General features: G+C 36.5%; 22 protein-coding genes. 16 read left to right on the top strand and 6 right to left on the bottom strand.

Annotated features, from left to right (window positions below):
* Positions 1-126 precede the first annotated feature (126 nt).
* The 8 genes from RNZ47_RS11195 to ychF all read left to right on the top strand — a co-directional run bounded on the left by RNZ47_RS11195 (position 127) and on the right by ychF (position 7444).
* Positions 127-1854 (top strand): tetratricopeptide repeat protein, encoded by a 1728-nt coding sequence (locus tag RNZ47_RS11195; RefSeq protein WP_311939979.1) that lies wholly within the window; start codon positions 127-129, stop codon positions 1852-1854.
* Between the two features lie 11 nt (positions 1855-1865).
* Complete coding sequence (locus RNZ47_RS11190) at positions 1866-2522, top strand: SCO family protein (RefSeq protein ID WP_311939977.1); 657 nt, start codon at positions 1866-1868, stop codon at positions 2520-2522.
* Positions 2523-2525: 3 nt separating this feature from the next.
* Positions 2526-2984: a class I SAM-dependent methyltransferase gene (locus RNZ47_RS11185; protein WP_311939974.1), complete on the top strand. Its 459-nt coding sequence runs from the start codon at positions 2526-2528 to the stop codon at positions 2982-2984.
* The gene (locus RNZ47_RS11180; RefSeq protein WP_311939973.1) at positions 2942-3166 is read left to right on the top strand and encodes a hypothetical protein; all 225 of its coding nucleotides are present in this window, start codon (positions 2942-2944) and stop codon (positions 3164-3166) included. The genes RNZ47_RS11185 and RNZ47_RS11180 overlap by 43 nt, the downstream gene beginning before the upstream one ends.
* Before the next feature lie 42 nt (positions 3167-3208).
* A complete protein-coding gene (locus tag RNZ47_RS11175; protein ID WP_311939971.1) occupies positions 3209-3790 on the top strand; it encodes a DUF7010 family protein in 582 nt (193 codons plus the stop codon).
* A gap of 247 nt (positions 3791-4037) precedes the next feature.
* On the top strand, positions 4038-5042 hold the full coding sequence (locus RNZ47_RS11170) for a T9SS type A sorting domain-containing protein (protein WP_311939968.1): 1005 nt from the start codon (positions 4038-4040) through the stop codon (positions 5040-5042).
* A gap of 105 nt (positions 5043-5147) precedes the next feature.
* Positions 5148-6218 carry a hypothetical protein gene (locus tag RNZ47_RS11165; RefSeq protein WP_311939966.1) on the top strand — a complete coding sequence of 357 codons (1071 nt, stop codon included), beginning with the start codon at positions 5148-5150 and terminating at the stop codon, positions 6216-6218.
* A gap of 131 nt (positions 6219-6349) precedes the next feature.
* Entirely contained in the window at positions 6350-7444 is a 1095-nt protein-coding gene (gene ychF / locus RNZ47_RS11160) for a redox-regulated ATPase YchF (protein WP_311939963.1), read from the top strand.
* Between the two features lie 109 nt (positions 7445-7553).
* Here ychF and RNZ47_RS11155 read toward each other — a convergent pair whose 3' ends face one another.
* The gene (locus RNZ47_RS11155) at positions 7554-9446 is read right to left on the bottom strand and encodes a M61 family metallopeptidase (RefSeq protein ID WP_311939961.1); all 1893 of its coding nucleotides are present in this window, start codon (positions 9444-9446) and stop codon (positions 7554-7556) included.
* A 106-nt stretch (positions 9447-9552) separates the two neighbouring features.
* Here RNZ47_RS11155 and RNZ47_RS11150 point away from each other — a divergent pair, with 106 nt between their 5' ends.
* From RNZ47_RS11150 to RNZ47_RS11125, 6 genes are all read left to right on the top strand, one after another.
* A complete protein-coding gene (locus RNZ47_RS11150) occupies positions 9553-10560 on the top strand; it encodes a glycosyltransferase family 2 protein (protein WP_311939960.1) in 1008 nt (335 codons plus the stop codon).
* 37 nt (positions 10561-10597) lie between these two features.
* Positions 10598-11209 carry a 3-keto-disaccharide hydrolase gene (locus RNZ47_RS11145; protein WP_311939959.1) on the top strand — a complete coding sequence of 204 codons (612 nt, stop codon included), beginning with the start codon at positions 10598-10600 and terminating at the stop codon, positions 11207-11209.
* Between the two features lie 69 nt (positions 11210-11278).
* Positions 11279-13204, top strand: a complete 1926-nt coding sequence (locus RNZ47_RS11140; RefSeq protein WP_311939957.1) for a BatA domain-containing protein — start codon at positions 11279-11281, stop codon at positions 13202-13204.
* Entirely contained in the window at positions 13201-14457 is a 1257-nt protein-coding gene (locus RNZ47_RS11135; RefSeq protein WP_311939955.1) for a dihydroorotase, read from the top strand. The genes RNZ47_RS11140 and RNZ47_RS11135 overlap by 4 nt, the downstream gene beginning before the upstream one ends.
* A 2-nt stretch (positions 14458-14459) precedes the next feature.
* Positions 14460-14792 (top strand): magnetosome magnetite crystal formation protein family, encoded by a 333-nt coding sequence (locus RNZ47_RS11130; RefSeq protein WP_311939952.1) that lies wholly within the window; start codon positions 14460-14462, stop codon positions 14790-14792.
* Complete coding sequence (locus tag RNZ47_RS11125; protein WP_311939950.1) at positions 14793-15452, top strand: alpha/beta hydrolase; 660 nt, start codon at positions 14793-14795, stop codon at positions 15450-15452.
* 5 nt (positions 15453-15457) lie between these two features.
* On the opposite strand, the gene RNZ47_RS11120 is transcribed toward RNZ47_RS11125, so the two are convergent.
* From RNZ47_RS11120 to guaA, 4 genes are all read right to left on the bottom strand, one after another.
* Positions 15458-15685, bottom strand: coding sequence for a DUF3820 family protein (locus RNZ47_RS11120; protein ID WP_311939948.1), 228 nt, complete (start codon positions 15683-15685; stop codon positions 15458-15460).
* A 7-nt stretch (positions 15686-15692) separates the two neighbouring features.
* Positions 15693-16229 carry a DUF922 domain-containing protein gene (locus tag RNZ47_RS11115; RefSeq protein WP_311939946.1) on the bottom strand — a complete coding sequence of 179 codons (537 nt, stop codon included), beginning with the start codon at positions 16227-16229 and terminating at the stop codon, positions 15693-15695.
* 134 nt (positions 16230-16363) lie between these two features.
* A complete protein-coding gene (locus RNZ47_RS11110; protein ID WP_311939944.1) occupies positions 16364-18289 on the bottom strand; it encodes a LysM peptidoglycan-binding domain-containing protein in 1926 nt (641 codons plus the stop codon).
* A gap of 412 nt (positions 18290-18701) precedes the next feature.
* On the bottom strand, positions 18702-20237 hold the full coding sequence (gene guaA, locus RNZ47_RS11105) for a glutamine-hydrolyzing GMP synthase (protein WP_311939942.1): 1536 nt from the start codon (positions 20235-20237) through the stop codon (positions 18702-18704).
* A 178-nt stretch (positions 20238-20415) separates the two neighbouring features.
* On the opposite strand from guaA, the gene RNZ47_RS11100 reads away from it, so the two are divergent.
* Together RNZ47_RS11100 and RNZ47_RS11095 are read left to right on the top strand one after the other, a co-directional pair.
* Entirely contained in the window at positions 20416-22263 is a 1848-nt protein-coding gene (locus RNZ47_RS11100; protein ID WP_311939940.1) for a tetratricopeptide repeat protein, read from the top strand.
* 223 nt (positions 22264-22486) lie between these two features.
* Positions 22487-24739 (top strand): hypothetical protein, encoded by a 2253-nt coding sequence (locus RNZ47_RS11095; protein ID WP_311939938.1) that lies wholly within the window; start codon positions 22487-22489, stop codon positions 24737-24739.
* A gap of 79 nt (positions 24740-24818) precedes the next feature.
* Here RNZ47_RS11095 and RNZ47_RS11090 read toward each other — a convergent pair whose 3' ends face one another.
* Complete coding sequence (locus RNZ47_RS11090; protein WP_311939936.1) at positions 24819-26192, bottom strand: pyridoxal phosphate-dependent decarboxylase family protein; 1374 nt, start codon at positions 26190-26192, stop codon at positions 24819-24821.
* Between the last annotated feature and the right edge of the window lie 125 nt (positions 26193-26317).

Below are 26317 nucleotides of genomic sequence, written 5' to 3'. Positions count from 1 at the left end.
AAGCAAATTTGGTTTAATAGAAAGTACAAGTTAAGAGTAAGACAATTAAATCAACAAAAACACTTTTAAAATAAAATCATAAAAACCAGAAACGATTTGTAAATCGAATTTAATCTTATAGAAATCATGAAAAAAACAATTTATGCATCAACAATTATAACTTTTGTACTGTCATTATGCGTTACCGCAATTCTTATAAATAAAACCGAACCGAAAGCTTCAAAACCTTTGGCCTATAATTTTGTAAAGTGTACACCAGCGAAATTTTTGTTGGGTGAAGTGGACACAACCAAACAAATTTCTCCGCTTTTCAATAATCTGGGAAACCTTAGTTTTAAAATTTCTACAACTAATGATAGAGTTCAGGCCTTTTTTAATCAAGGTTTAAAACTCAGTTACGCTTTTAATCACGCCGAAGCACACCGTTCTTTTATGGAAGCAGCACGATTGGCACCAAATGTTGCCATGAATTATTGGGGACAAGCCTTTGCTTTAGGCCCGAATATAAATGATACCCAACCAGATGACGAGCGCAAGATAAAATATAATGAGGCCATCGCTAAGGCTAAAAAATTAGCACCATTGGCAACCCCAAAAGAACAAGCATTAATTAAAGCGCTGTCTGCAAGATATAGCGAAAATTTAAGTAAAGATGTTGCTGAATTAAATATGGCTTACATGATGGAAATGGCCAAAGTGGTTAAAATGTATCCGGACGATGCGAACATTCAGATTTTATATGCCGCATCGGTAATGAATACGGTACCGTGGAATTACTGGGATAAAAACGGAAACCCATCACCAAATATAAAAGAGGCTAAAACGGCATTGGAAAAAGCTATGAAACTAGAGCCAGAAAACCCGGGCGGGCATCATTATTATATCCACATGGTAGAATTGCCTTATCCAGACCTTGGTGTAGAAAGTGCCGATAAATTGGCGTCGCTAATGCCTGGAGCAGGACATATCGTGCACATGCCCTCGCATATTTATATTCGAGTGGGCCGCTATAAAGATGCCGTAAAAGTTAATCAAGCGGCTATTTTGGCCGATGAGGATTATATTTCGCAATGTTTTTCGCAAGGGCTGTATCCGTTGGGTTATTATCCGCATAACATACATTTTTTATGGTCTTCAGCGAGTTTGTTGGGGAGCAGCGAATTGGCTATTGATGCCGCCAGAAAAACAGCTGAAAAAGTACCCGCTGGAGAATTTGTTGACATGCCCTTTTTACAGGATTTTGCTTCAACACCTTTATTGGCTTATACACGATTCGGAAAATGGAATGAAATTTTATCGACACCGGCACCAAGCCCAAAAATCAAACATTTAAATCTGATAAGACATTACGCCAGGGGAATTGCCTTTATTAGAAAAGGAAATATAAAAGATGCGGAGGAAGAATTAACAGCGATTAAGACACTTAAAAACGACCCAGAGTTAGAAAATATCGTGGCAACAGCCAACAATAATTCAGCTTCAATTGCAGCAATCGCTTTTGAGGTTGTGGCGGGAGAATTGGCGGCTTTAAAAGGCGATTTGCCAACGGCTATCAAACATCTTGAAAATGCTGTGGTTTTTGAAGATGCCCTCGTTTATACCGAACCTTCGGCGTGGCATATTCCAACAAGGCAGAATTTAGGCGCTGTTTTAATGAAGGCTAAAAAATACGAAGCAGCCGAAAAAATATACAAGGAAGATTTGGCAGTTTTAAGACAAAACGGATGGTCGCTCATCGGTTTATACAATGCCTATGTGGCACAAGGAAAAAAATCTCAGGCAAAGACCATAAAAAAGGAATTCAACAAAGCTTGGAAAGACGCCGATATCAACATTAGCAATTCAATTTTATAACAGTATTTAAAATGAAAGTATTTATCGTTAAATCGTCATTATCATTATTGGTATTGGTTTTAATTTCAGCACATGTATATAAATTATATCTGTCGCATAAAGAGGCGCCAGCTGTCTACAATCCAACGGATGTAAATCCTGAATTGGTAGATGCGAGTTTACACCATTTGAGTGAAAACCACAGGGTTGCCGATTTTGAATTAATCAATCAAAACGGAAAAACCATCACCCAAGACACCTATAAAAATAAAATTTACGTAGCAGATTTCATTTTTACCAGTTGCCCAACAATTTGTCCGGTTATGACCAATAATATGGCCAAAATTCAACAGGAGTTTTTGAATGATGACGAGGTTATGCTTCTATCGTTATCCGTAACCCCAGATATTGACAGCATTCCGAGGTTGAAAGCTTACGCCGATAAAAATGGTGTGATAGACTCAAAATGGCATATTACAACGGGCAATAAAAAACACATTTACGAGCTGGCGCGCAAAAGTTATTTCGCGGTTACTGATGAAGGCGATGGTGGATTACAAGATTTTATACATACCTCAAATTTTATCCTCATAGATAAAGACAAACAAATACGAGGTATTTATAATGGTATTAAGGATGAGGAAGTCTCGCGTTTAATAGAAGATATCAAAGCCCTTCAAAGCTTATAAGTGATGAAGCATTCTGATTTCGAAACCAATAACATTCGCGGGCCAATAAATGCTTGGGTGTTTAAAATCCTTGATGGTTACATGAATTATCTTTTTGGAAAATCTAAAAAGAAACTCTTTAAAAACCATCCAGAAACCATTGTTGAAATTGGTTCGGGAACAGGGGCAAATATGCGCTATTTAAAAAAGGGAACAAGGTTAATTGCAATAGAACCCAATATTTATATGCATAATAATTTAAAAAAGAATGCTGCAAAATATGGCATTAATCTGGAAATAAAAACCATGGTTGGCGAGTCGATAGGTTTACCAGATAACTCATGTGATTTTGTGGTATCAACTTTAGTGCTTTGTACGGTAAACAATCCTGTAACATGCATTAAGCAAATTAAACGCATATTAAAACCATCGGGGTTTTTGTGTTTGTTGAGCATGTTAAAGCTAAAGAAAAAAGCATTTTAGCTTACATTCAAAAAATACTGCACAAACCGTGGCATTGGTTTTTTGAAGGGTGCCACACCAATAGAGACACCAAAATATTATTGGAATCTGCCGGGTTTAATACACTGGAAATTGAGGCTTATAATTTGTACTCGCCCTTTATTCCTATCACAACCCAAATAAGGGGAAAAGCCATTAAATAATTTTTAACACAGTAGAAAACATTAAATCTTAAAACTATAATTATGAATTATTGCCAACTCCAAAAACTTAAATTAGAGCTCGCAGTTAAAGCAAAAAAAGGCACCGACTTTTTATTGGCGGCATCTGTAATTTGGTTTGCCATAGCCTACATATGGTCGTTAAAAGCCACATCATACAACAAAAGCGTATTGGTTTTTATAATTGGTGCATTGTTGCTTCCGTTGGCGTTTGTGTTTTCAAAACTCTTGAAAACACAATGGAAAGTGGCCAAAAACCCGTTGCAATCCTTAGGGCTTTGGTTAAACTTTGCACAGTTGTTTTACTTTCCGTTTTTGGTATTTATTTTACTTACCCAACCGGATTATTTTGTAATGGTATATGCCATTATTACGGGCGCGCACTTGTTTCCTTATACTTGGTTTTACGATGACAACACGTACGCTATTATGGCAGGAATTATTTCGGCCACAAGCCTAATTATGGGATTGAACTTCCCCGTAGAAACCCTGTTTTACATTCCATTATATACGGGTTTTTTGCTATTGGCCATGTTTATAATTCTATGGTTTTCTATGCCAAGGACCGTTCAAAAATGGGAAGAACATTCAGAAATGATCAAATAATTGAATAATAAAGGTCTAATTCTATCAATTCAAAAAACAATAAATCTAAAAACATCAAAACTTTTTAAATTACTATATAATCACATTACCAACAGGAACTTTTGGATGATTAATTTTTTTTCGGGGATTATTTAATTTATTCAAAACCAAAAGCCTATGGCGAGCAATCAAAATAGGCTTTTAAAATTTGTTAGAGCAACTTAAACAGGAGTCAGTAAATCTATTATAAATTTAAAACCAACTAAAAATGAAAAACAACTACTTAATAGGCATCGTTTACATCTGCTTTACAACAACGGTTTTCAGTCAAATAAGTGCTTTAAGCGATGTGTTTAACGATTCAATACTGGATGAATCATGGAATTTATTCCAAACCCAATATTACCAAACACCAGTTCCCATGAATAACGGATTTATGGAAATGAACCTTGATGACGTGGAATGCAACCGAACATGCGTTTGGTGGGTAGATATGAATGCGGGACTTATCTACAAAGAAATCACGGGAGATTTTAATGTGGTTATAGCCGTTTACACCAAACAGAAAAACAATCCCACACAAGATATTGATGGATGGACGCAATTGGCTGGATTAATGGCCAGAGACCCTGCATCTACAACATCCGGAAACGAAAACTATGTTTTTAATGTTGCCGGAATGCGTTTTGATAATCCATCGATTGAGCTTAAATCTACCACCAACAATTTAAGTTCAATACGCGCCTTTACAGATAATATGTCCGGTACCGCCGCAGAGCTCAGAATGGTGCGGGAAGGAACATTTTTCAGTCTTTATTCACGACAAATTGGAAGCTCCACTTGGATATTTAGAGACGCATTTAATCGCCCAGATTTACCAGCTACATTACAAGTCGGGCTTATAGCTTATGTTTTTGAAGCTTATCCGGGAAATCTGCTTGCGCAATTTGATTATATCCGGTTTAGTGAGGTTGATGCCCCATTAAGTAATGATGAAGTTGTGCATTCTAATCATCATTTAAACATGTATCCCAATCCGGTTAAAGATGAACTGAATATTGAATTGAAAGCGAAAACAAATAACACGATTACTGTTGAGTTTTATAATGTTTTGGGCGAAAAAATCTTCGAGAGACCTTTAAATCGTTTAAATGATTCAACAACCAAAACAAAAATAGATGTATCAACTTTAAATATGGTTTCGGGTATTTATTTTGTTAAGCTAAAAAGCAACGATATTAATACTGGTGTTTATAAGTTTGTTAAAAATTGAAATAGGTTTTACGTTATAAAGTCTTAAATTTCAACTTGAGATTTTTTTATTATTTATCTTACATTCATAAAATGAATTAAATAAAGCTTATTAATTTAATCAAAAATGAAAAGAGGAATATTATATAAATTGGTTAGTTATCCTAGTTTAATAACTCTCAAAAAAGGTTTTGGGTTACATATGAACCATGAAGGATATGATTTTACTGTTAGGGTTCAACAACACGTTAAAGCGTTACAAATTTTAGATTATAATAATGATATTATCGTCAATAAAATTTCAGATAAGAAGACTGAAAGTACTTTGAAAACTAACAAAATAAAAGAATTGTCTAAAAAAGAACTTTTTATTCAAATAGAGAATTCAAAATTAATTATTGAAACTATTGGGTCTAATTGTAATTCTTTTAGAACTAGAGATATAACCAATTTATTATTTGGAATAGAGGTTGAGGATATTGAAAATGTCAATTCAGTACAAGATAAATTTGATGATATATTAAAGTATTTTTTGAAAATTTATAGAATAAAATCAGGAGATATTCATACAAAATTTCCAGAAGATTTGAATGAAGAGTTACTTGTGATAAGAGAAGGTAGATATTTATATCTTCAAGAAGATTTGGATAAGAAAATAAGTGAAAGGTTAAATTCAGAAATGAGAGTTGCTATAGGAATCAAAAGCTTAAAAATGCCAACTTCTTTTACTATTGGTTCTAAGAAAAACTTAGATTTTGATAAAAATGGAGAAGTAATAAAAGAGTTTGTAAAATCTAATAGTAAAATATCTCAAATTGATGAATTTCATCTTAAAGCAAGAGAAGAATTTTATGTCAACAATAATTATAAGTATGCTATTTTAGAATTATTTACAATGATTGAAGTTCTTATAGTAGATAAATTAACCAAATATAAACTGGCTAACGGTGTATCAAACAAGAAACTCAAGGAGTTTAAAAAAAACATACCTATCAGTTACTTAATTAATGTTGAATTGCCACTTATTTTGAATAATATAACTAATGATGACAGGAAAGTTTTGAGTCAAATTGATAGTATTCGTAAGATTAGAAATGAAATTGTACATGAAAACAAAAAATTAACAAAAGTAGAATGTGAGTTTGCATTTAAAGCTGTGAATGATTTTTTTGATGTTTTGAGGAAAAATCAATTATAGGTTTATTTAAAGTAATTTAGTTTGATTTAATACTATTATAAGGTAAGCTAATATTCTACTAATTAACTACATTTGCACTCGCAAATAAATATAGATTCCCTTCTTCAAGGGAATGAATAAAAACTTATTCAATGAAAGCAGGAATTGTAGGATTGCCAAACGTAGGGAAATCGACCTTATTCAATTGTTTATCAAATGCCAAAGCGCAAAGTGCAAACTTTCCGTTTTGTACTATCGAGCCTAACATTGGGGTGGTAAATGTACCAGATCCGAGGTTGGAAAAACTGGAAGAATTGGTAAATCCAGAACGCGTACAACCTGCAACCGTAGAGATTGTAGATATTGCGGGCTTGGTAAAAGGAGCCAGTAAAGGCGAAGGATTAGGCAACCAGTTTTTGGCTAATATTCGTGAGACCGATGCTATCCTTCATGTATTGCGCTGTTTTGATAACGATAATATCGTGCATGTTGATGGCAACGTAAACCCCATTCGGGACAAAGAAACCATCGATATGGAACTGCAGTTGAAAGATTTGGAAACCGTCGATAAAAAACTGGATAAAGTAAAACGTGCTGCAAAAACCGGGAATAAAGAAGCCCAAAAGGAAGAAGCTGTTTTATTAAAATTAAAAGCTGGCTTAGAAGCTGGGGTTTCGGTACGAGCATTAACGTTTTCTGAAGATGATTACAACGATTTTGTAAAGCCTTCACAACTTATTACCGATAAGCCGGTTATGTATGTTTGTAATGTAGATGAAGGTTCTGCCGTTACCGGAAACGCTTATGTTGAGCAAGTAAAAGATGCCGTTAAAGACGAAAGCGCCGAGGTTTTAGTACTTGCTGTGGGAACGGAAGCCGATATTAACGAATTGGACGATTACGAAGAGCGCCAAATGTTTTTACAGGACATTGGGCTTGATGAAGCGGGTTCAGCTAAATTAATCCGTTCTGCATACAAACTATTAAACCAACAAACCTATTTTACCGCTGGTGTAAAAGAAGTGCGCGCATGGACTGTGGATATTGGAGCTACGGCACCACAGGCAGCAGGCGTTATCCATACCGATTTTGAAAAAGGATTTATTAGAGCCGAGGTTATTGCTTATGATGACTATGTGGCTTTTGGAAGTGAAGCCAAAGTTAAAGAAGCTGGTAAAATGCGTGTTGAAGGCAAAAATTATATCGTTAAGGATGGCGATGTAATGCACTTCTTGTTCAATGTTTAATCCAATTTTTGGGTTTTTGAGTTAATTGATTCAAAAGCTTTCATAAATAAAAAAAGATTGATAAACCTATAATTTATCAATCTTTTTTTATTGTTTTTTTTTAATAGAACTAGCCCTTTAACCACGCTTCACGCAATGCTTTTTGTGCATCGGTAGCATCTTCTTTGGGCATAATGCCTTGGCCTATGGTATAGGTTTTTGTCGTTTTTGTTTTAATAACAATATCTTCGCCTGCCCTATTAAGTACCACTTCAATCTCTTTCCCCGGTTTCCAAGAAAACACACCTTCTAAAACGTTATTCGCATTTTGCAAGCTAACCGATGTTCCGTTAATCGATTTTATAACGTCGTTTGGTTTTGCGCCATGATCCGCCCAAAAACTATTTTCTAAAACCATATCCGTAAAAAAGATAGTACCTGTTTGACCGTCGCCACTAACAATTGGCGCGCCATTCATTAATATGTAATTGGTTTCCACTTTGCCTTCGCCGATTTCCAATCCTACTTTATCGAAAAATGTCGTATAGTTTATTGGTAAATCGCCAATAACATGGTCGTCGAAAAACTCGCGTAACGACGGATAGGTCATCGCTACAATTTCATCTATCAATTTATCATCTTCAAACGGTTTGTTTTTCCCGTATTTATTTGATAATTCTTTCATTAAGGATAAAATACCTCTGTTGCCCTGGCTTTCTTCGCGCATTAAAATATCGATGCACATACCTATTAAAGCCCCTTTATGATACACGTTTAAATACTGATCTTTGTACGGTGCTTTTAAAACATTTTCGCTCATAATGGTAAAACTCATAGCGTCGTCCATTTGAGAAGCTGCTTGAATTTTATCCATTAGTTTATTGTAAAAAGCAGCTTCATCAACCAAACCTTCACTCACTTGAAACAGCGATGCGAAATATTCGGTAACCCCTTCGTACATCCATAAATGCTTTGAAAATGTTGGATTGTTATAATCAAAATAATGCACATCTTCAGAATGCACGCTCAACGGCGTTACAATATGAAAAAACTCGTGCGATACCAAATCAATCATGCCTTCTTCAAGGGCTTCTTTTGGCATAGCTTCAGGCATAACAGCCACGGTAGACGTATGATGCTCTAAAGCCCCAAAACCTTTTGGCGAGGTTTCTTCGCCATCAGATAAATACAAGTAAATGTCGTAACGAGGTGTGGTATCTATATCGCCCAAAAAAGCTATTTGTGCTTTCATCATGTTATAAATCGTTTCTTTTAACGATTTGGCCGAATGCACTTTATTTGGCGAATACACACTCAAAACAATTTTAATATCGCCCACCATAAATTCCTCAACATCCAAATTGCCGTACATCATGGGGTTATCGGTAATGTCAAAATATCGTGGTGCAAAATAGCTGCTTGTTTTGTTTTTACCGTCTTCACTTAATTGAGAACCCATTTTTTGCAATGCCGAAGTACGAACAAAATCGCTTGAAGCCGTCACATCCAGTTTGTATTGGTTGTTCTTTAAAACATCAAAATACCCGATAAACCCGTGTAAATTCAACACATAATTTTCGGGCTCAATATTGGTTCCTGCTGGCGAAAACGGCACTTCTTTTCCAATGCCTCCTTCGGTTTCAATATCAAAAGTATCGTTAACCCAATAGGTGATTTTATCAAGCTGTGTTGCGTTTGCAATCGTCCAAGAATTGGTATCCGCTTTGGTTACGGGCATTTCATTTCCTTGGTAATCAAAAGCTTTAAAATCGTCAATGTAACTTCCAAAATTGCTAACAGCGTACGTGCCTTGAACCACTTTGGGCATTCGGTATGTAACCGTTTCAACCGTAAAACGCCCTGGGTTAATGGTAACCGGCGCTTTATCGTCTACAACTTTGTCTAAATGTATGGCCGTTTCAATAGGTAAATTAATGGCTAAATCGTTAGCTGTGGTTTTGGTGGTGCTACAACTGGCAAGTAAAATCCCTGCAAATAATGCGATTAAAGTTCTCGTTTTCATGTCTGTAATTATAGGTTACTTATAGACGCCGAAAATACTACTATGTTACGATGACTGTTCTTAAGGTTCTGTTAAAAATAAGCCGAATTATCGTTATTTTCGCAATATGGAAAAGCCCTTAATAAGTATATTGACGCCTTTTAAAAATACCGAAGCCTATATAGAAGCTTGTTTAAATTCTATAGTAAATCAAACCTACACAAATTGGGAATTATTGATTGTTGATGACGCTTCTACGGATTCGAGCCCTAACATCGTTAAAGCTTATGCCGATAAAGATAGCAGGATTAAACTTTTAAAAAATTCCGGCGACGGTATTATTGATGCCTTAAAACTGGCATTTGGCAACAGTAAAGGCGAATTGATTACCAGAATGGATAGCGACGATGTGATGCAGCCCAACAAACTAGAGGTATTGGCAAACAAGCTTTTAACGTATGGCAAACAGCATGTTGCCATAGGATTGGTGAATTATTTTTCTGAAGACGGCATAAAAGACGGTTATAAAAGTTATGAAATCTGGTTGAACAACTTGACCAAAAGCGGTGAAAATTATTCTGAAATTTACAAAGAATGCGTTATTCCCTCGCCTTGTTGGATGGTTTACCGAAGCGATTTAATGGCTTGCGATGCCTTTAACCCGAATAGCTATCCTGAGGATTACGATTTGGCTTTCAGATTCTACAAGCACAACTATAAATGCATCCCATGTGATGAAGTAATACACAATTGGCGCGATTACAGGTCGCGAACATCACGAACGCATGTGCATTATGCCGAAAATCATTTTATCGATTTAAAGCTCCATTATTTTTTAGAGTTGGATTACAATCCCAATAAAACACTGGTGGTTTGGGGTGCGGGAAACAAGGGTAAAACGATTGCAAAAAAGCTGATAAAGAAGAAGGTTCCTTTTGAGTGGATTTGCGACAACCCCAAAAAAATCGGTCGTGATATTTATGGCGAAACATTACATCCTTTTCGGTATTTGGAAGGTATCGAAAACCCACAAAGCATCATTACGGTAGCCAACAAATCCGCTCAAAAAGAAATAAACACTTATTTAAAATCAATACACATGGTTAATAAAAAAGATTACTTCTTCTTTTGCTAACAAATGCTTATATTCACTCACTTAAAAAATCATTATTATGAATCTAAAATCAACAGCAGTAGTATTACTTTTTTCTTTATTTTTTTCCAATCAATTTGTTACAGCCCAAAAAAAAGTCTCTCTTTTTAACGGAAAAGATTTGAGCGGTTGGACCATTTACGGCACCGAAAAATGGTATGTAGAAGATGGATTTTTAATCTCTGAAAGTGGTCCGGATAAGGAATATGGCTATTTAGCAACCGACAAACATTATAAAAATTTCGAGCTCACCTTAGAATTTAAACAGGAAACCGATAATGGCAATAGCGGTGTTTTTATTCGCTCTACTATTGAAGGCACAAAAGTTAGCGGTTGGCAAGTTGAAGTTGCTCCACCAAATTTACACACCGGTGGCATTTATGAATCTTACGGTCGTGGTTGGCTTATTAAACCTGCACCTGAAAAAGAAGCGGTTTTAAAATCGGGAAAATGGAATAAACTAAAAATAAGAGCTATTGACGGTAAAATAACGTCGTGGTTAAACGGCGTGCAAATGGTTACCATTGACGATGAGAAAATTGGGGCTGGCACTGGCAGCATTGCCTTGCAAATACATAGCGGTGGTGGCATTTTAATTAAATGGAGAAAATTAAATCTGAAAGAACTTTAAAGCTTAAAACCTTATACCGTTGTGTTTTACTTTTATTAAAAAATTATGGTTTGACAAATCTAAAAAGGAATGCAGTTTAAACACCCCGAACTTCTTTACGCCTTATTTTTACTGCTAATACCTATTATTGTTCATTTATTTCAACTCCGGAAATTTAAAAAAACAGCGTTCACCAATGTGGCTTTTTTAAAAGAGGCCACACTGAAAACACGTAAGAGTTCGCAAATAAAAAAATGGCTGATTCTGTGTACCAGATTGTTATTGTTAGCGGCTATTGTATTGGCATTTGCGCAACCGTTTACTTCAAAAATCGACGCCTTAAATACCAAAAAAGAAACGGTTATTTATTTAGATAATTCGTTTAGCATGCAAGCCAAAGGCAATAACGGCGAGCTTTTAAAACGTGCCGTACACGACCTTATAAATAATGTGCCCGAAAACGAAAATATAGCATTATTTACAAACAACACGGTTTATAAAAATACGACAATAAAGGCTATAAAAAATGATTTGTTACAACTGGATTATACAGCGAACAATTTAACAACTACAGCGGCATTATTAAAAAGCCAGACGCTTTTCAACGCAACATCGAATGCTGTTAAAAACATCGTTTTAATATCGGATTTCCAAGAAGACAACAGCGAAATAACCGTTAAAAAAGACTCGTTAACCAATTTGCATTTTGTTAAACTACAGCCAGTAAATGCGCGTAATATTTCGGTTGATAGCGCCTATGTTTCCGGAACCTCTCCAACACATATTGAGCTTACCGTACAATTAAAACAAACTGGGAACGGCACAGAAAACGTACCCATTTCGTTATTTAACAACGAGAACTTAATTGCTAAAACCTCGGTGGAAATCAATGATAAAGCCAGCACTACTTTTTCGCTTCCCATAAATGAAGTTATAGATGGAAAGCTCACCATTAACGATGCCCATTTACAATTCGACAACAGCTTGTTTTTCAATATAAATACCGCTTCAAAAATTAATGTTTTATCAATAAATGAAAGTGACGATTCGTTTTTAAAACGTATTTACAATTCAACTGAATTCAATTATACATCAACTTCAACCAATCAATTAAATTATAATCTTTTTGATAATCAGCATCTCATTGTTTTAAATGAATTGAAAACCATTCCGAATGCCTTAGTTTCGGCCATAAAAGCCTTTACAAATCAAGGTGGCTCGCTGGTTGTTATACCTTCAAAAGACATTACAAAATCAGCTTACAACGCACTGCTTTTAAACTACGCAACCTCGTTTAGCGATTTAAATGCCAATGAAAAACGCATGACCACCATAAACTATTCGCATCCTTTATACAGCAATGGTGTGTTTGAAAAACAGGTGCGTAACTTTCAATACCCCAAAGTAAATAGCTTTTACAATGTGGTTTCAAATGGTGCTTCAAAAGTTTTGAGTTTTGAGGATAACAAGGCTTTTTTATACCAAAACCAGAATGCGTTTATATTTACTTCGGCTTTAAATAACGATAATTCAAATTTCAAGAGTTCACCTTTAATTGTTCCCACGCTTTATAATATCGCAAAATTCAGCTTTAAAATCCCGCAATTATATTACACCATAGGCGAAGAAAACCGGTTTGATGTGGATACGCAATTGCAGCAAGACGATATTTTAGCACTGGTAAATAATGATATCAATTTGATACCAAAACAGCAATCCTTCAACAACAAAGTGGTGATTAATACATCCGATAATCCAACGGTTGCCAGTACATACGCCATAAAAAACAAAGCTGAAACCATTGCAAAGGTGAGCTATAATTACAACAGAAATGAGAGCGATTTAATTTACAGCAATCTTTCGAATGTAAAAGATGCCACCGTAAGCCATTCCATTACTGAAATTTTCGATACCATAAAAAGTGACTCAAAAATTAATGCGCTGTGGAAATGGTTTGTTATTTTTGCACTACTATTATTGCTTGTTGAAATGCTCATCTTAAAATATTTTAAATGAACATACTTATAAAGTCTGCCACAATTATTGATTCTAAAAGTGAGTTTCACAATTCCACTCAAGATATATTAATTGAAAAAGGTGTGATTTCAAAAATTGGAAAATCGCTTAAAAACCCCAATAATTACGCCGAAATTGAACTTGACAATCTGCACATCTCACAAGGTTGGTTTGATAGCAGCGTATGTTTTGGCGAACCAGGTTTTGAGGAACGCGAAACCATTTTAAACGGACTAAAAACCGCTGCGGCATCCGGTTTTACGGCGGTAGCGATGCATGCTAATACCAATCCTGTAATCGATACAAATTCGGATGTTACCTTTGTAAACTCAAAATCGGCCAACAACGCCGTAACCTTATTGCCCGTTGGCGCGTTAACGGTAAATAGCAAAGGGGAAGATTTAGCGGAATTGTTTGATATGAAAACGGCAGGTTCGGTAGCTTTTTACGATTATAAAAAGTCCATTTCCAATCCGAATCTAATGAAAATCGCCTTGCAATATGCCAGTAATTTTGATGGTTTGGTCTGCTCCTTTCCGCAGGAAAATAAAATTTCCGGGCATGGTGTTATGAACGAAAACATTACCAGCACCACTTTAGGTTTAAAAGGAAATCCGGCTTTAGCAGAAGAATTGCAAATAGTACGCGATTTATTTTTATTGGAATACACCGGCGGAAAATTACATATACCGACCATTTCTACAGCAAAATCGGTGGATTTGATTAGAGCTGCAAAACAGAAAAAACTGGATGTAAGTTGCAGTGTCGCCATACATAATTTATATTTTACCGATGCCATTTTAAATGATTTCAACACCCATTTTAAAGTATCGCCACCATTGCGCACCCAAGAAGATATTGAGGCACTAATTGAAGGTCTTAAAGATGGCACGATTGATATGGTAACCAGCGACCACAACCCTATTGATATTGAACAAAAAAAGATAGAATTTGATTATGCCGATTATGGCACTATCGGACTCGAATCGGCTTTTGGTGCGCTACAAAATATCTTTACAACTAAAAAAACAATTGATATTTTAACTAAAGGAAAATCGCGATTTGGATTGGAGCAAACCCCTATAAATGTTGGCAATACGGCTAATATTACGCTTTTTAATCCTGCACATAAATATACATTTACTAAAAAGGATATCATTTCGAAGTCTAAAAATGCCATTTTTGAAAATGAACCTTTAAAAGGAAAAGTTTATGGCATTATTTCGAATAATAAAATTTCTATAAACCCGTAATCATGACACAGCAAGATATTGAAGAAGGCAAAACCTTGGCAATTGTAAGTTACATTACTATTATAGGAACTATTATTGCCTATTTTATGAATAATGATAAAAAAAATGTGTTCACTAATTTTCATGTCAGACAAGCATTAGGTTTATGGCTCACTTATTTTATACTAGCTTGGGTGGTAAGTGCCGTAAATAGCTGGTTTGCCACATTAGGGTTTTGGATTTTTTTTAGCGTATTATTTATCTATGCTTTTATAGGTGCGATTAGCGGAAAATCTCAAGAAATACCGTTGGTTGGTGCTTTTTATCAAAAAATATTTTCAAATTTAGGTCAATAAATGTCAAATACATCTCTTTCACTACAGCATATCATTCGGGAATCTACTCTAACAGAACACGCACCATTATTAATTATGTTGCATGGCTATGGTAGCGATGAAAACGATTTATTCTCATTCGCCAACGAACTGCCAGAAGAGCTTTTTATCATCTCAGTAAAAGCACCGTACCCATTACAGCCTTATGGCAATGCGTGGTATGCCATTAATTTTGATGCCGATAAAGGCAAATGGAACGACAACGAACAGGCCAGGGAATCCCTCGAATTAATTGCTAATTTTATTGATGAAGCTGTAAATAATTATCCTGTAAACAAAAACAATGTATCGCTTTTAGGCTTTAGCCAAGGTTCTATTTTAAGTTATGCCGTAGCGCTAACTTACCCCGAAAAAATAAAGAATGTTGTGGCACTAAGCGGTTATATTAACCATGATATTTTACCTGAAGACATAAAGCAAAAAGATTATTCCAATCTGGATTTTTACTGTTCCCACGGAAGCGTGGACCAAGTGATTCCAGTAGATTGGGCGCGACAAACAGCCCCGTTTTTAAATGTGTTGAATATTAAGAATGTGTATTCTGAATTTCCTGTCGGGCACGGCGTTGCGCCACAGAATTTTTTTGAGTTTAAAGATTGGTTGAGTAAAAGAATAGATTAAAAAAATTACTTAGGATACTGCCGCTTTATATTCCGTATTAAATCTTCCAGCCCGTTTAATTTAAGCTCGTAAACCTGTTTAAGCATATCGCCCAATTTCCCCTTCGGGAAGCCTTTATTGTTGTACCAAACCACATAATATTCGGGCAAATCAATTAAATAGCGGTCTTTATACTTGCCAAAAGGCATTTTAGTATGCGCTAATTTTATAAGGAAATCTTTATCTGGATTCATGCCGCTACTACTCTACCGATTTATATTTTGAAAGCTTATTAAGTTCGTCTGCAATATAGCTCTTCCATTTAGCTTGATTTTCACTATCCCTGGAATAATTCGTTTCGGCATCGTATTTATCCTGCATTGCGGCCAATTCATTATTAATGGTTTTATTATGTTGGCGCAATTCATTTTTAATATGATTTGATACTTTAAGCAGACTGATGCGTTGCCTAAATTTACGAACGTGCAGCTCGGTAATATCAAAATGCAATTGCTCATGCCCTAATACATGATTATCGGCAAGGTTGGATTTGTACCACGATTGTTCTGGATAAAAATGACTAAACACTTCGGCTGAAAAACCAACAACTTCACCATCCGTTTCTCGCACCGAAAACCCAAACGAAATTCCCGAAGCAGTTATGGCCACAGCACTCACCTTAGGGTTTGGCGCTCCTTTAAAATCTGCCCACGATAGTTTGTAAGATTCGTTCCAAGATAGCGTTGGCTCATCCTGAACACATAAAAAGACACATAAAATAAGGAATACTTTTGCCACAAAAATTAGATAAAAAACAACCGTTTAAACTTTGCCAATACGCGTTCTGTTTGTTTTCTTACAGAGAGCCAGTCATCCCGATAAACATCGCGACTACTTCGTATTAACGTATTTAAAACGTTTTGCTTTAAAGCTTATTGTTTAACCTCAACAACGGTTAAATCTTGGTAATTAACCAGGTAAACCGTGTCGTTATAATAACCACCAAAAAGTTTCTTTTTGTAAGCAAACTTGTTTTCTACATATTCCGTTAGTGGCGCATTGTTAACCGACATGTATAAGTCTTCCGAACTCACAATGCGCAGCACAACATCCATCGTTAAATCGAAGCCTTTAACCGCTGCACTATTTGGTGTGGTATTGTAAAGATTTTTATAGCGTTTTACAAAAGCATTATTATCAGATTCGTTATACGATTTAGAGGTAGCCGCATAAAGAAATTGCAATTTAGACAGATGTTCGTTAGATACACCATCGGCCGTAAAAGCCGCATTCATATTGGTAGTCGCCAATACAATTTCAACCGCTTCTGTTTTTGTGATTAAGTCTTCTGCTTTAATTAATGAAGCTAAAATACTGGTAACGTTAGACACAAAACCTTCGTTTTTAGTTTCTAAAAACACCATGTTTTTACCGGGTTTCAACGCTTCTTCAATATCTTCTTTGGTAACAAAAAAATCATCATCGCCACTCTTTTTGTTTTTTCTTGAATGTATTTGTTTGGCGTGATTAAAATCGCGTTTTAAATCATTAGAGATTTGTGTGTGTTTAGAGTCTGAAATTACAATAATGTTGCTCGGTAAAGTATCCGTTTTAACGTAGTTTACCAAGGTACTTTTCAGCTTATCGTTTGGTGGCCTTGATTGAAACACATTGTCGTATAGTTTTAAATTCAGTCCAATGGGCGAAACTACGGGCACGTTATAACGCCTTAGTTCTAATGCCGCTTTATCAAACGTATTTGAGGTTAATGGCCCAATTACGGCATCCACCGTTTCAAAATCGTTTTCCTTGATTATTTTTGAAACTTCGCCTATTTCATTTTTAGTATCGTACACATCTACTTTTAGCGAAATGCCCAAAGTTTTTAACGAGTCAATGGCCATTAAAACACCCGAGTAAAAATCGAGCGAAGTGTCTAAATATCGATCTTTAACAATGCTATTTTTAGTCTCTTCCTTGGATTGAAAATCTACTCTATTCAATCTAAACGGCAGCATTACAGCAATGTGTTTTGTATTAAAGTCCACAATACTGTCAGTTAAATTAATGCTGTTCGATGCTTCAATGGAAAGCGTGTCGTTAAACGGTATTTTTAAAATCATGCCCACTTTTAAACCGCTTTCTGCCAAACCCGGATTTAAAGCTTCCAACGCTTCCTTTTCCAAACCTAATTTAAGCTTTAATCGATAAAAGCCTTCTTTTGGCAATACTTTGTAATAGCTGTATTTATCGTCAACTTCCCGTTCTTCGCCATCCTCAATATTTGGTACAATAATTTCTTGGCCATCTTTTAAGACCTCGTCCATTTCCGGGTTGAGCTCTTCCAGTTCCTTAACCGAAATCCCAAATTTATAGGCAATGCGCCATTTTCCTTCTTTAGGCTGTACTATGTAAGTTTTTGTAGGTTCTGCTTCAATTTCCTCGGTAATTTTAAAAATCGGAATTTGCAGCTTATCCCCTTTCCTAAGCGGATCGGCATATAAAAATTTATTGTATTTCTTTATATCGTCTTCAGTAACATTATACTTTTTGGCCAAACTGTACAAAGTCTCCTTTCTTCGGGTTTTATGCTTTTCAAAACCTTGCAACTCCTTAACCGTAACCATTTTGGGCTTTTGGGCTTTGGACAACGGAATGATTAAAATCGTATTGGGCTTCAATTCCTTTTTGGCATCCGGATTTAACTCATAAATATCCGATGGCGTTACAAAATATCGTTTGGCGACCTCTTCAATGGTTTCGCCTTTTTTAACTTGGTGGGTGCTAAAGTTTTGGGCATTTACCGAAGTAAAACCAAATGCCAAAACCAAAATAAATACTAATAAAAATCTATTCATGTTGTTAATGTCTAATCGATATAAATATAATAAAACGCGGGCAATCTATGTATATACGTTGCTATTTTGCCTAATAGATGCCATAGGCTTCCTTTTCGTTTAACAAGAGCACATAGTGTGCCAAAACTACATTTTTAAAGCGTTCAAATTTTTTATTTGGGCGTTACCATAACCCTTCGGCTGCGCTCAGGGCAAGTGGTCGGGCTTTCACTACTCGCTTCCTCCTTCGTCGGCGAGCTCAAACATGCCGTTCAATCCCTAACGCGAAACTCTTGCTCTAAAAACCCACCCCTAACCCCTCCAAGGAGGGGCACTGATTTGGTAGTTAAAATTAAATGCTCAATATAAATTCAACTTATTTACTTTTATGTCTTCCAACTTCTAGCTTCAAGCTTCTAGCCTCAAAACCTAATCACTCCCACTCAATGGTTGCCGGTGGTTTACTGCTAATGTCGTACACTACTCTATTAACGCCTTTTACTTTATTTATTATATCGTTGGATGTTTTTTGAAGAAATTCGTATGGCAAGTTTACCCAATCGGCCGTCATGCCATCGGTACTTTCTACGGCTCTAAGCGCCACACATTTTTCGTAGGTACGCTCATCGCCCATAACGCCAACACTGTTAACGGGCAATAACATCGCGCCGGCTTGCCAAACCTTATCGTAAAGTCCCCAAGCTTTCAAACCATTAATAAAAATAGCATCAACCTCTTGAAGCATACGTACTTTTTCAGCCGTAATATCGCCCAAAATACGAATGCCCAAACCGGGTCCCGGAAATGGGTGACGCCCTAACAATTCCGGATCGATACCCAAAGTCGCACCAACGCGTCTTACCTCATCTTTAAAAATAGCGCGAAGCGGTTCCACGATTTTAAGCTTCATAAAATCCGGCAATCCACCAACGTTGTGATGCGATTTTATGGTTGCCGATGGGCCGCCAGTAGCCGATACACTCTCGATAACATCAGGATAAATCGTGCCTTGTGCCAACCATTTTACGTCTTCCAATTTGTTGGCTTCGTCATCAAAAACCTCGATAAACGAATTCCCAATGGCTTTGCGTTTCAGCTCTGGGTCTTCAATGCCTTTTAAAGCCTCAAGAAATCGCTTAGAGGCATCAACACCTTTAACGTTAAGGCCCATGCCTTTGTATTGGTTTAATACGTTTTCGAACTCGTTCTTTCTGAGCAAACCGTTATTTACAAAAATGCAATACAGGTTTTCTCCAATGGCTTTGTTTAACAACACTGCCGCCACGGTAGAATCTACGCCACCCGAAAGCCCTAAAACCACCTTGCCGTTTCCTACTTTTTCTCGAATCGCCTCAACGGTTTCTTCAACAAAGGAATCGGGTGTCCAATCTTGATTGAGATTGGCAATGCCCACTAAAAAGTTTTCCAAAAGTTGTTTGCCATCGGTTGTGTGATATACTTCCGGATGAAACTGAATGGCATAAGTTTGTTCACCTTCAATTTTATATGCGGCATTTTCAACATCGTTTGTGCTGGCCAATAAAACAGCTTTTGTAGGTAATTGTTTAATGGTATCACTATGGCTCATCCAAACTTGACTGCCTTCGTTTATATGTTTAAAGAAAGGCTCATCGTTTTTAATGAACGACAAGTTTGCACGCCCGTATTCCCTAGTGTTTGATGGTGCCACTTCACCTCCCGAAAAATGGGCCAAATATTGCGCGCCATAACACACGGCGAGAAGTGGTTTTTTTGCTCGTATCTCAGATAAATCTGGATGTAAAGCAGATTCGCCCCGTACCGAAAATGGGCTACCAGAAAGAATTACGGCTTTGTAATCGTCAATGTTTGTTGGAATTTTGTTGAATGGATGTATTTCGGAATAGATGTTAAGCTCTCTAACTCTACGCGCAATAAGCTGTGTGTATTGCGATCCGAAATCTAAAATTAATACCTTATCGTGTTGCATGCGCAAAAGTAATAATTGATTTTATAATAGCGAATTGGGCACGCTACTTTTTTACATAATTTTTTAAAACATTAACATGTGAATAACTCTAAGCTCTTCCAAATACACAACCAAGGCACAACTATTTGACTTACAACGAATAATTAGTTATTTTTAGCAAAAACCAACCAACCGATATATGAAAAAAGTCTTTTTTATAACCTTCCTTGTTCCTTTTTTTCTTATTTCCCAAAACAACAAAAAACTAGATAGTTTACGCTCTGTGTTCCAGCAGCAATCTCAAAATACAGAAAGAGTAAAAACCGCTGATTTAATTTTTATTGAAAGTAGAGTTTCTAATCCTGCTCTAGCACTAGAGTATCTGCACAAAGGGTTAACCATATCGAAAAATATAAACTACCCTGAAGGTGTGGCTATAAATTATAAAAACTTAGGTCATTACTATGTAAAATATCATAACCTAGATTCTTTAAGATATTATTTTGCTAAAGCCGAAAGTGCTTACAAAAAATTAAATGATCATAAATCCTTGTTTAAGGTATTGCATGCCTGGAACCGTACGGAAAACCTAGAGGGTAATTTTAAAACAGCTTTAGAGTTATCAAACCAATCCATTCAAATTGCAGAGAATTTACAACATGGGTTAATGTTAAGTGATGCCTACCAGCAACAAGCTAACATTCATTTAGATAAAGGGGACTTTAAAAGTGCTATTGAAAATTTAATCCTTGCATCTAAAGTTCATGATACACTAGCTAACAAAAAGCCATTACGCGAAGCCATTATAAAAACCGGTCTTGGGCGTACAGAAACCTTAAGGAACAATTACAAGGCAGCTATTCCATACCTTGAAGATGGATTGGCTATTTTTATTGATTTGAATCACCACAAATGGCTGGCCATCACATATATGGAACTTGGAAATACGTTTTATCATTTAAAAAATTACGATGAAGCCCTTTTAAACTATAATAAAGGCTTAAAGATAAGTAGGGAGAAAAAATGGAATGATTTTATTGCGCCATATTTGGCCAACATAGGCGCTATTTATTTAGACAAAAATGAATATGATAAAGCTTTAGAGCATTTTTTTAATTCCAATAAAATTTCTAAAAAGCATGGCTCTGTAAACAATCAAATTATTCATTTTAATGATGTGGCCTCTGCATACCTTGGCAAAAAAGAATACCAAAAAGCCATAAATTATTTTTCCGAGGCTATCCACTTAGCAGACTCTATTGGTTCTATTGATAACTTATCTGATAATTACAAAGAACGAGCCGAAGCCTATGAGGAAATTGGCAGCTATGAAAACGCCGTTTCAGATTATAAAAACCACATCGTTTTGAATGATTCGGTATTTAATAGTAAAAAAGCACAGCAAATTGATGAATTAAAAACCCAATACGAAACCGAGAAAAAAGAACAAGAAATTCTGCTTCAAAATAAAGAAATAGATTTACTAAAGCAACAAGAAAAAAACAACAATTTACAACGATTACTTTTAGGCATAGGCTTCCTTTTATCGCTATTAGGTTTTTATGCTGTTAGGCAAAAACTTAAACGAAACAAACTGGAAAAAGAACAAATAAAGGCCGAATTAGCCTTTAAAAAGAAAGAACTCACCACTCACGCCCTGCATTTGGCTAAAAAAAATGAAGTATTGGAAAGCTTAAAACAAAAAGCCCAGAAATTTAAAACCTCTGAAAACGATCTTAACGGTTACCAGCAACTTATTCAAACCATAAATTTCGATTTGAAAGACGACAATAATTGGGAGAATTTCAGTAAATATTTTCAAGAGGTGCACAAAGACTTTAACAGTAATGTGAAACAAAAATTTCCTGAAGTTACCTCAAACGAATTGCGTTTAATGTCGCTTCTAAAAATGAATTTATCTTCAAAAGAAATTGCAAACATTCTTAATATTTCACCAGAAGGCATTAAAAAAGCACGCTACCGCCTTCGAAAAAAATTAGGAATTTCAACCGAAGATTCGCTACAAGACCTCGTTTTAAACCTATAAAAACGTGGCACTAAACACCTGTCTAACCTTTGTCTTTTATTAGTTTTCGGGTTGTCCACCTATTGTCCACCCTTTAAATTCTTCATTTTAAATTTCTTACAATAAGTTTGGAATGTCATTAATTTGGCATACCGTTTTGTGGTGTCTTGCGCTAGCTTGGGTTGTAGACCTTTACAGAGCAAGGGCACACAAAGCTAAGTTAACAATCACAAAACAAACCATTATGAAAACACACAACAAACTTCAAACGTTTTGCTCCCTTTTACTAATTTTATTTATACTCACAAACTGTTCAACAAACACCGAACCAGTAGATATTCCAGCTGCCGCTAATGGTAAAATTTCAAATCTAAACATTACAACCAATGGCAATGTTACCCAAACCAAAAACGGCTATAATGTAGAAGGTAGTTTAACCATTGATACTGAAACCTCGGGCGATGTTGTGTTTGATAATGCAGATTTAGATGTAGAATTTGACAACAATGGTAATTTAGTTGGGGTAACGGGCACTTCTGATATTCCATCAAACAGCAATTATTTTGAATTCGAAAACCCTGTACAAGCCGATGTAGGCTATTTTTTAGGAAAGTTTTTAAACGAAAACAGGGATTTTGAAATACAATTGGTAGACGAACGCTATTATTTTGTTTTTCACGTTTCAGTTAACATCGAGCTAAAAGTAGGTGCAAATGATGACCCCGATGCACAGAAACCTATTTCCATAAAAGCACCTGTTGGCGGACACATAACTTATATTGCAGACTACACAGACCCCATGTTTTTCTTCACTTTAGGAGGCGATGCATTGGGAGGAGGCGATGGCAGTAACAATGGCGGCAATAATGGCGGTAATAGTGGCGGAAGCGGAGGTAGTAACGATTCGAGCTCTAAACTCGGTAGCGTAAGTTTTGGCGCTTCTTTTGGTTCTAATTTTATGTTTGTTCCCACTAACCCCGTTGAAGGTAACGTGGTGTCGTTTGAAGCAAACCAAGTTACTGGTGGCACCGTATCGTTTTATAAAGTATTCGAGGCCTCAGGGATGTATTATCAAAACAGAGGATTTGATATTAACGCCAATTTTGATGAACCCATGGAATCTGATTTTGGAGCATACTATAGAGCCGGTATCAATGGAAAACTAAATTTTTCATTTGATATTGCTTCCTTTATTTCCTTTGGATTTCCTATAGGTTCTGGTAGCGCAGCAATTGTAGCAGAAGCCAGTACCAATAACGGTATAATTTCCAAAGCATTTATTAACGGATTGGTAGAACCCGACCTGTCATGGTGGCCAGAAATTATACCCGTGGCTCCAAGTGGCAATTTAAATGCTTACGGTTTTGTTGAACAAACCGGGTATTTCGATATTGGTTTATCTGGGGAATTAAGTTTAGAAACACCAACAGGTACACAATCAGTAGGTGGTGGTATGCGTGCAACACCTGAAGCATTTACTATGGAAGGCCAAGTAATAGTGGATGATGAAGTTTGGGTAGCCCAAGCAACATTTACTACTGATGAAACCAAAATGATTGCAACCCCACCTGTAAATTTTACAGAGGGTATTTCTGAAACCGTTACAGGACAAATTGATGATGCCATTGCAACTACCGAACAAGCTATTGCTGACTTAGAAGCAGCTAACGAACAATATGAACTCGAATTGAGCTTAAGAGGTTTAAGAGCAGCGCTACCTGGTATTATTGATAGAGCTCAGGAAGAAATTGACGATGCCGTTTCCTCAGCTATTGAGAGTGCCAATAAGCAAGCGAGCGACATAGTTAGCGAAAATGGCGCTGCCTTATGTAGTACAAATATTTCTTCAAAAGTCAATGGCATAGTAGACCCTTATAGAGACGCGCTTGACAGACTTAAAGATGCCGTTGACGACTCAAATGACAATACGCAAACTAGAACAGAATTAGAAGCGGCATTACGCCATTTAGCCTCTTTAAACAAAATAGATAAAACAGTTAAAGTAACCATTACCTATGGCAATAAAGCTGTTAACAACCCAAGTCCCATCCCCGATATTAGCAAATGTAGTGTTTGGTCTAGTAGTACTACAAGAAACCGAACCGTTTCTGCCACAATACTAACCACGGAGCAAGTATCGCAATTATTAGAGGCCGCCGACAATGTACAATATATTACTGAAGCTGAAGGCATTAAATTTGACGCTCAAATAATTCTTGACCAATTACCGACCATTGAAGATTTAGAAAATTTGAAAGATAGTGTTGAAGGATGTATTAATGAATTAACGAGTGGTTTACAATCATCTGGTTTTACATATAACCACAATACTAAAGCGTTTACACCATTTATAATTATTAATGGTGAAGAAAAAGAAGTGAAAGAATTTGATGTTTTTAGTGGCAGTGAAATGGTAGAAAGGGCACGTGTAAAAACAACCACATGCAATCCGGAAGGAGCACTTTCAAAATTAATTAGCGAGGCTAAAAACAAATAGACCACAGTTAGTCAGCTTTAAAACACAAAAAGCGAGCTTAAAAGCTCGCTTTTTGTGTTTGGTTAAACCATAGAAATATTTATTTCATTGAGTTTAGAATAGCCTTAACATCACCTTCTGTGGTATCCGGGTTGATAAAACAAAAACGCGAAACGGTTTCAAAGCTATCGCCTGTTTTCCATTTTGTTGGAGTAACCAAAGCGAATCCCTTTTTGTGGTTTTCGTAAGTCCAATGCGTGTAATCTTCGGGCTTCCATCCTATTCTTCTATAAAGTACACAAGACAAACTAGGTGCTCGCACCAACTCCACATGCGGCATCTTCTCGATAATTTCACCTGCAATTTGAGCTAATTCCAATCCACGCTCAACCGCTTCTTTATACCGGTCTGTGCCATGGGTAGCCAGCGAAAACCACAATGGCAAGCCCCTAACACGACGTGTTAACTGGATTTGATAATCGGTTGGATTGAAACCGTGCGCTCCCTCATCTTTAAAAATATCCAAATACGAGCCTTCTTGTGAGTGTGCTTGTTTTGCCAATTCGGGTTCTTTATAAATTACGGCACCACAATCGTAAGGCGAAAACATCCATTTATGCGGGTCGATAGTAATGCTATCGGCGCGCTCAATACCTTTAAACAACGGTCTTACAGAATCGGCAACCAAAGCGCCACCGCCATAAGCAGCATCTACGTGGAACCATAAATTCTCTGCTTCGCAAACTCTGGCAATGCCCTCTAAATCGTCAATAATGCCCGCATTTGTTGTTCCGCCTGTTGCCACAATGGCAAACAAACGTCTGCGTTGATGCGCTGTTAAATTATTGATAGTCTCTTGCAAGGCTGTGCCATACATAACATCTTCTGTATCGACTAAAAGAATATCCACATCGGCAACCTTAGCCATCGCTTTTATTGAAGAATGCGCCCCAACCGATGTAATCACCAGGCCTTTTTCAACTTTGTTCTGCTCGTTTAAACTGCGCCAATACTCTCTCGCAGTTACAATAGCCGAAAGGTTGGCTGCCGTACCGCCGCTTGTAAAAACACCGAATGCACCCTTGGGCAAACCGGTTAAGGATACAATCCACTCCATGGCTTCGTTTTCACAAAAAATACCGCCGGCGCCTTCCATCCAATAAGCACCGTGAATGCTGGATGCCGATGTAATTAAATCGAACATAATGGCGGCACGTGTTGGCGATGCGGGAACAAAGGCTAAATGCCTAGGGTGATCGATAGGCACATTGGCTTTGGCCAAGTGTTTTTTCCACATTTTAAAGGCATATTCACCGCCAACACCTTTTGGTGTGATGGTATCGCCCACCAAACCTTTAAGTTCTTCAGCCTTTTTGGGTTTTCCAATTTTATGTTGTGTTGACGAAATTCTATCGATGGTATATTTCATAACATCCATGGTCATTTCAATCAAATCCATGTCTATTTTATGCATGTATTTAAATTCTAAGATTAAAATTCTTTATTTAGAGGATGTAAATTTAATACTTATGGTTGGATTTATTGGTCTACAAACTCTTGATAAACTTGATTCTTATTTAGCAATTTGTTTCGCGAAGA

The organism is Hwangdonia seohaensis (assembly GCF_031932625.1).
Classification (GTDB): domain Bacteria; phylum Bacteroidota; class Bacteroidia; order Flavobacteriales; family Flavobacteriaceae; genus Hwangdonia; species Hwangdonia seohaensis.
This window is presented reverse-complemented; position numbering and strand designations above follow the sequence as displayed.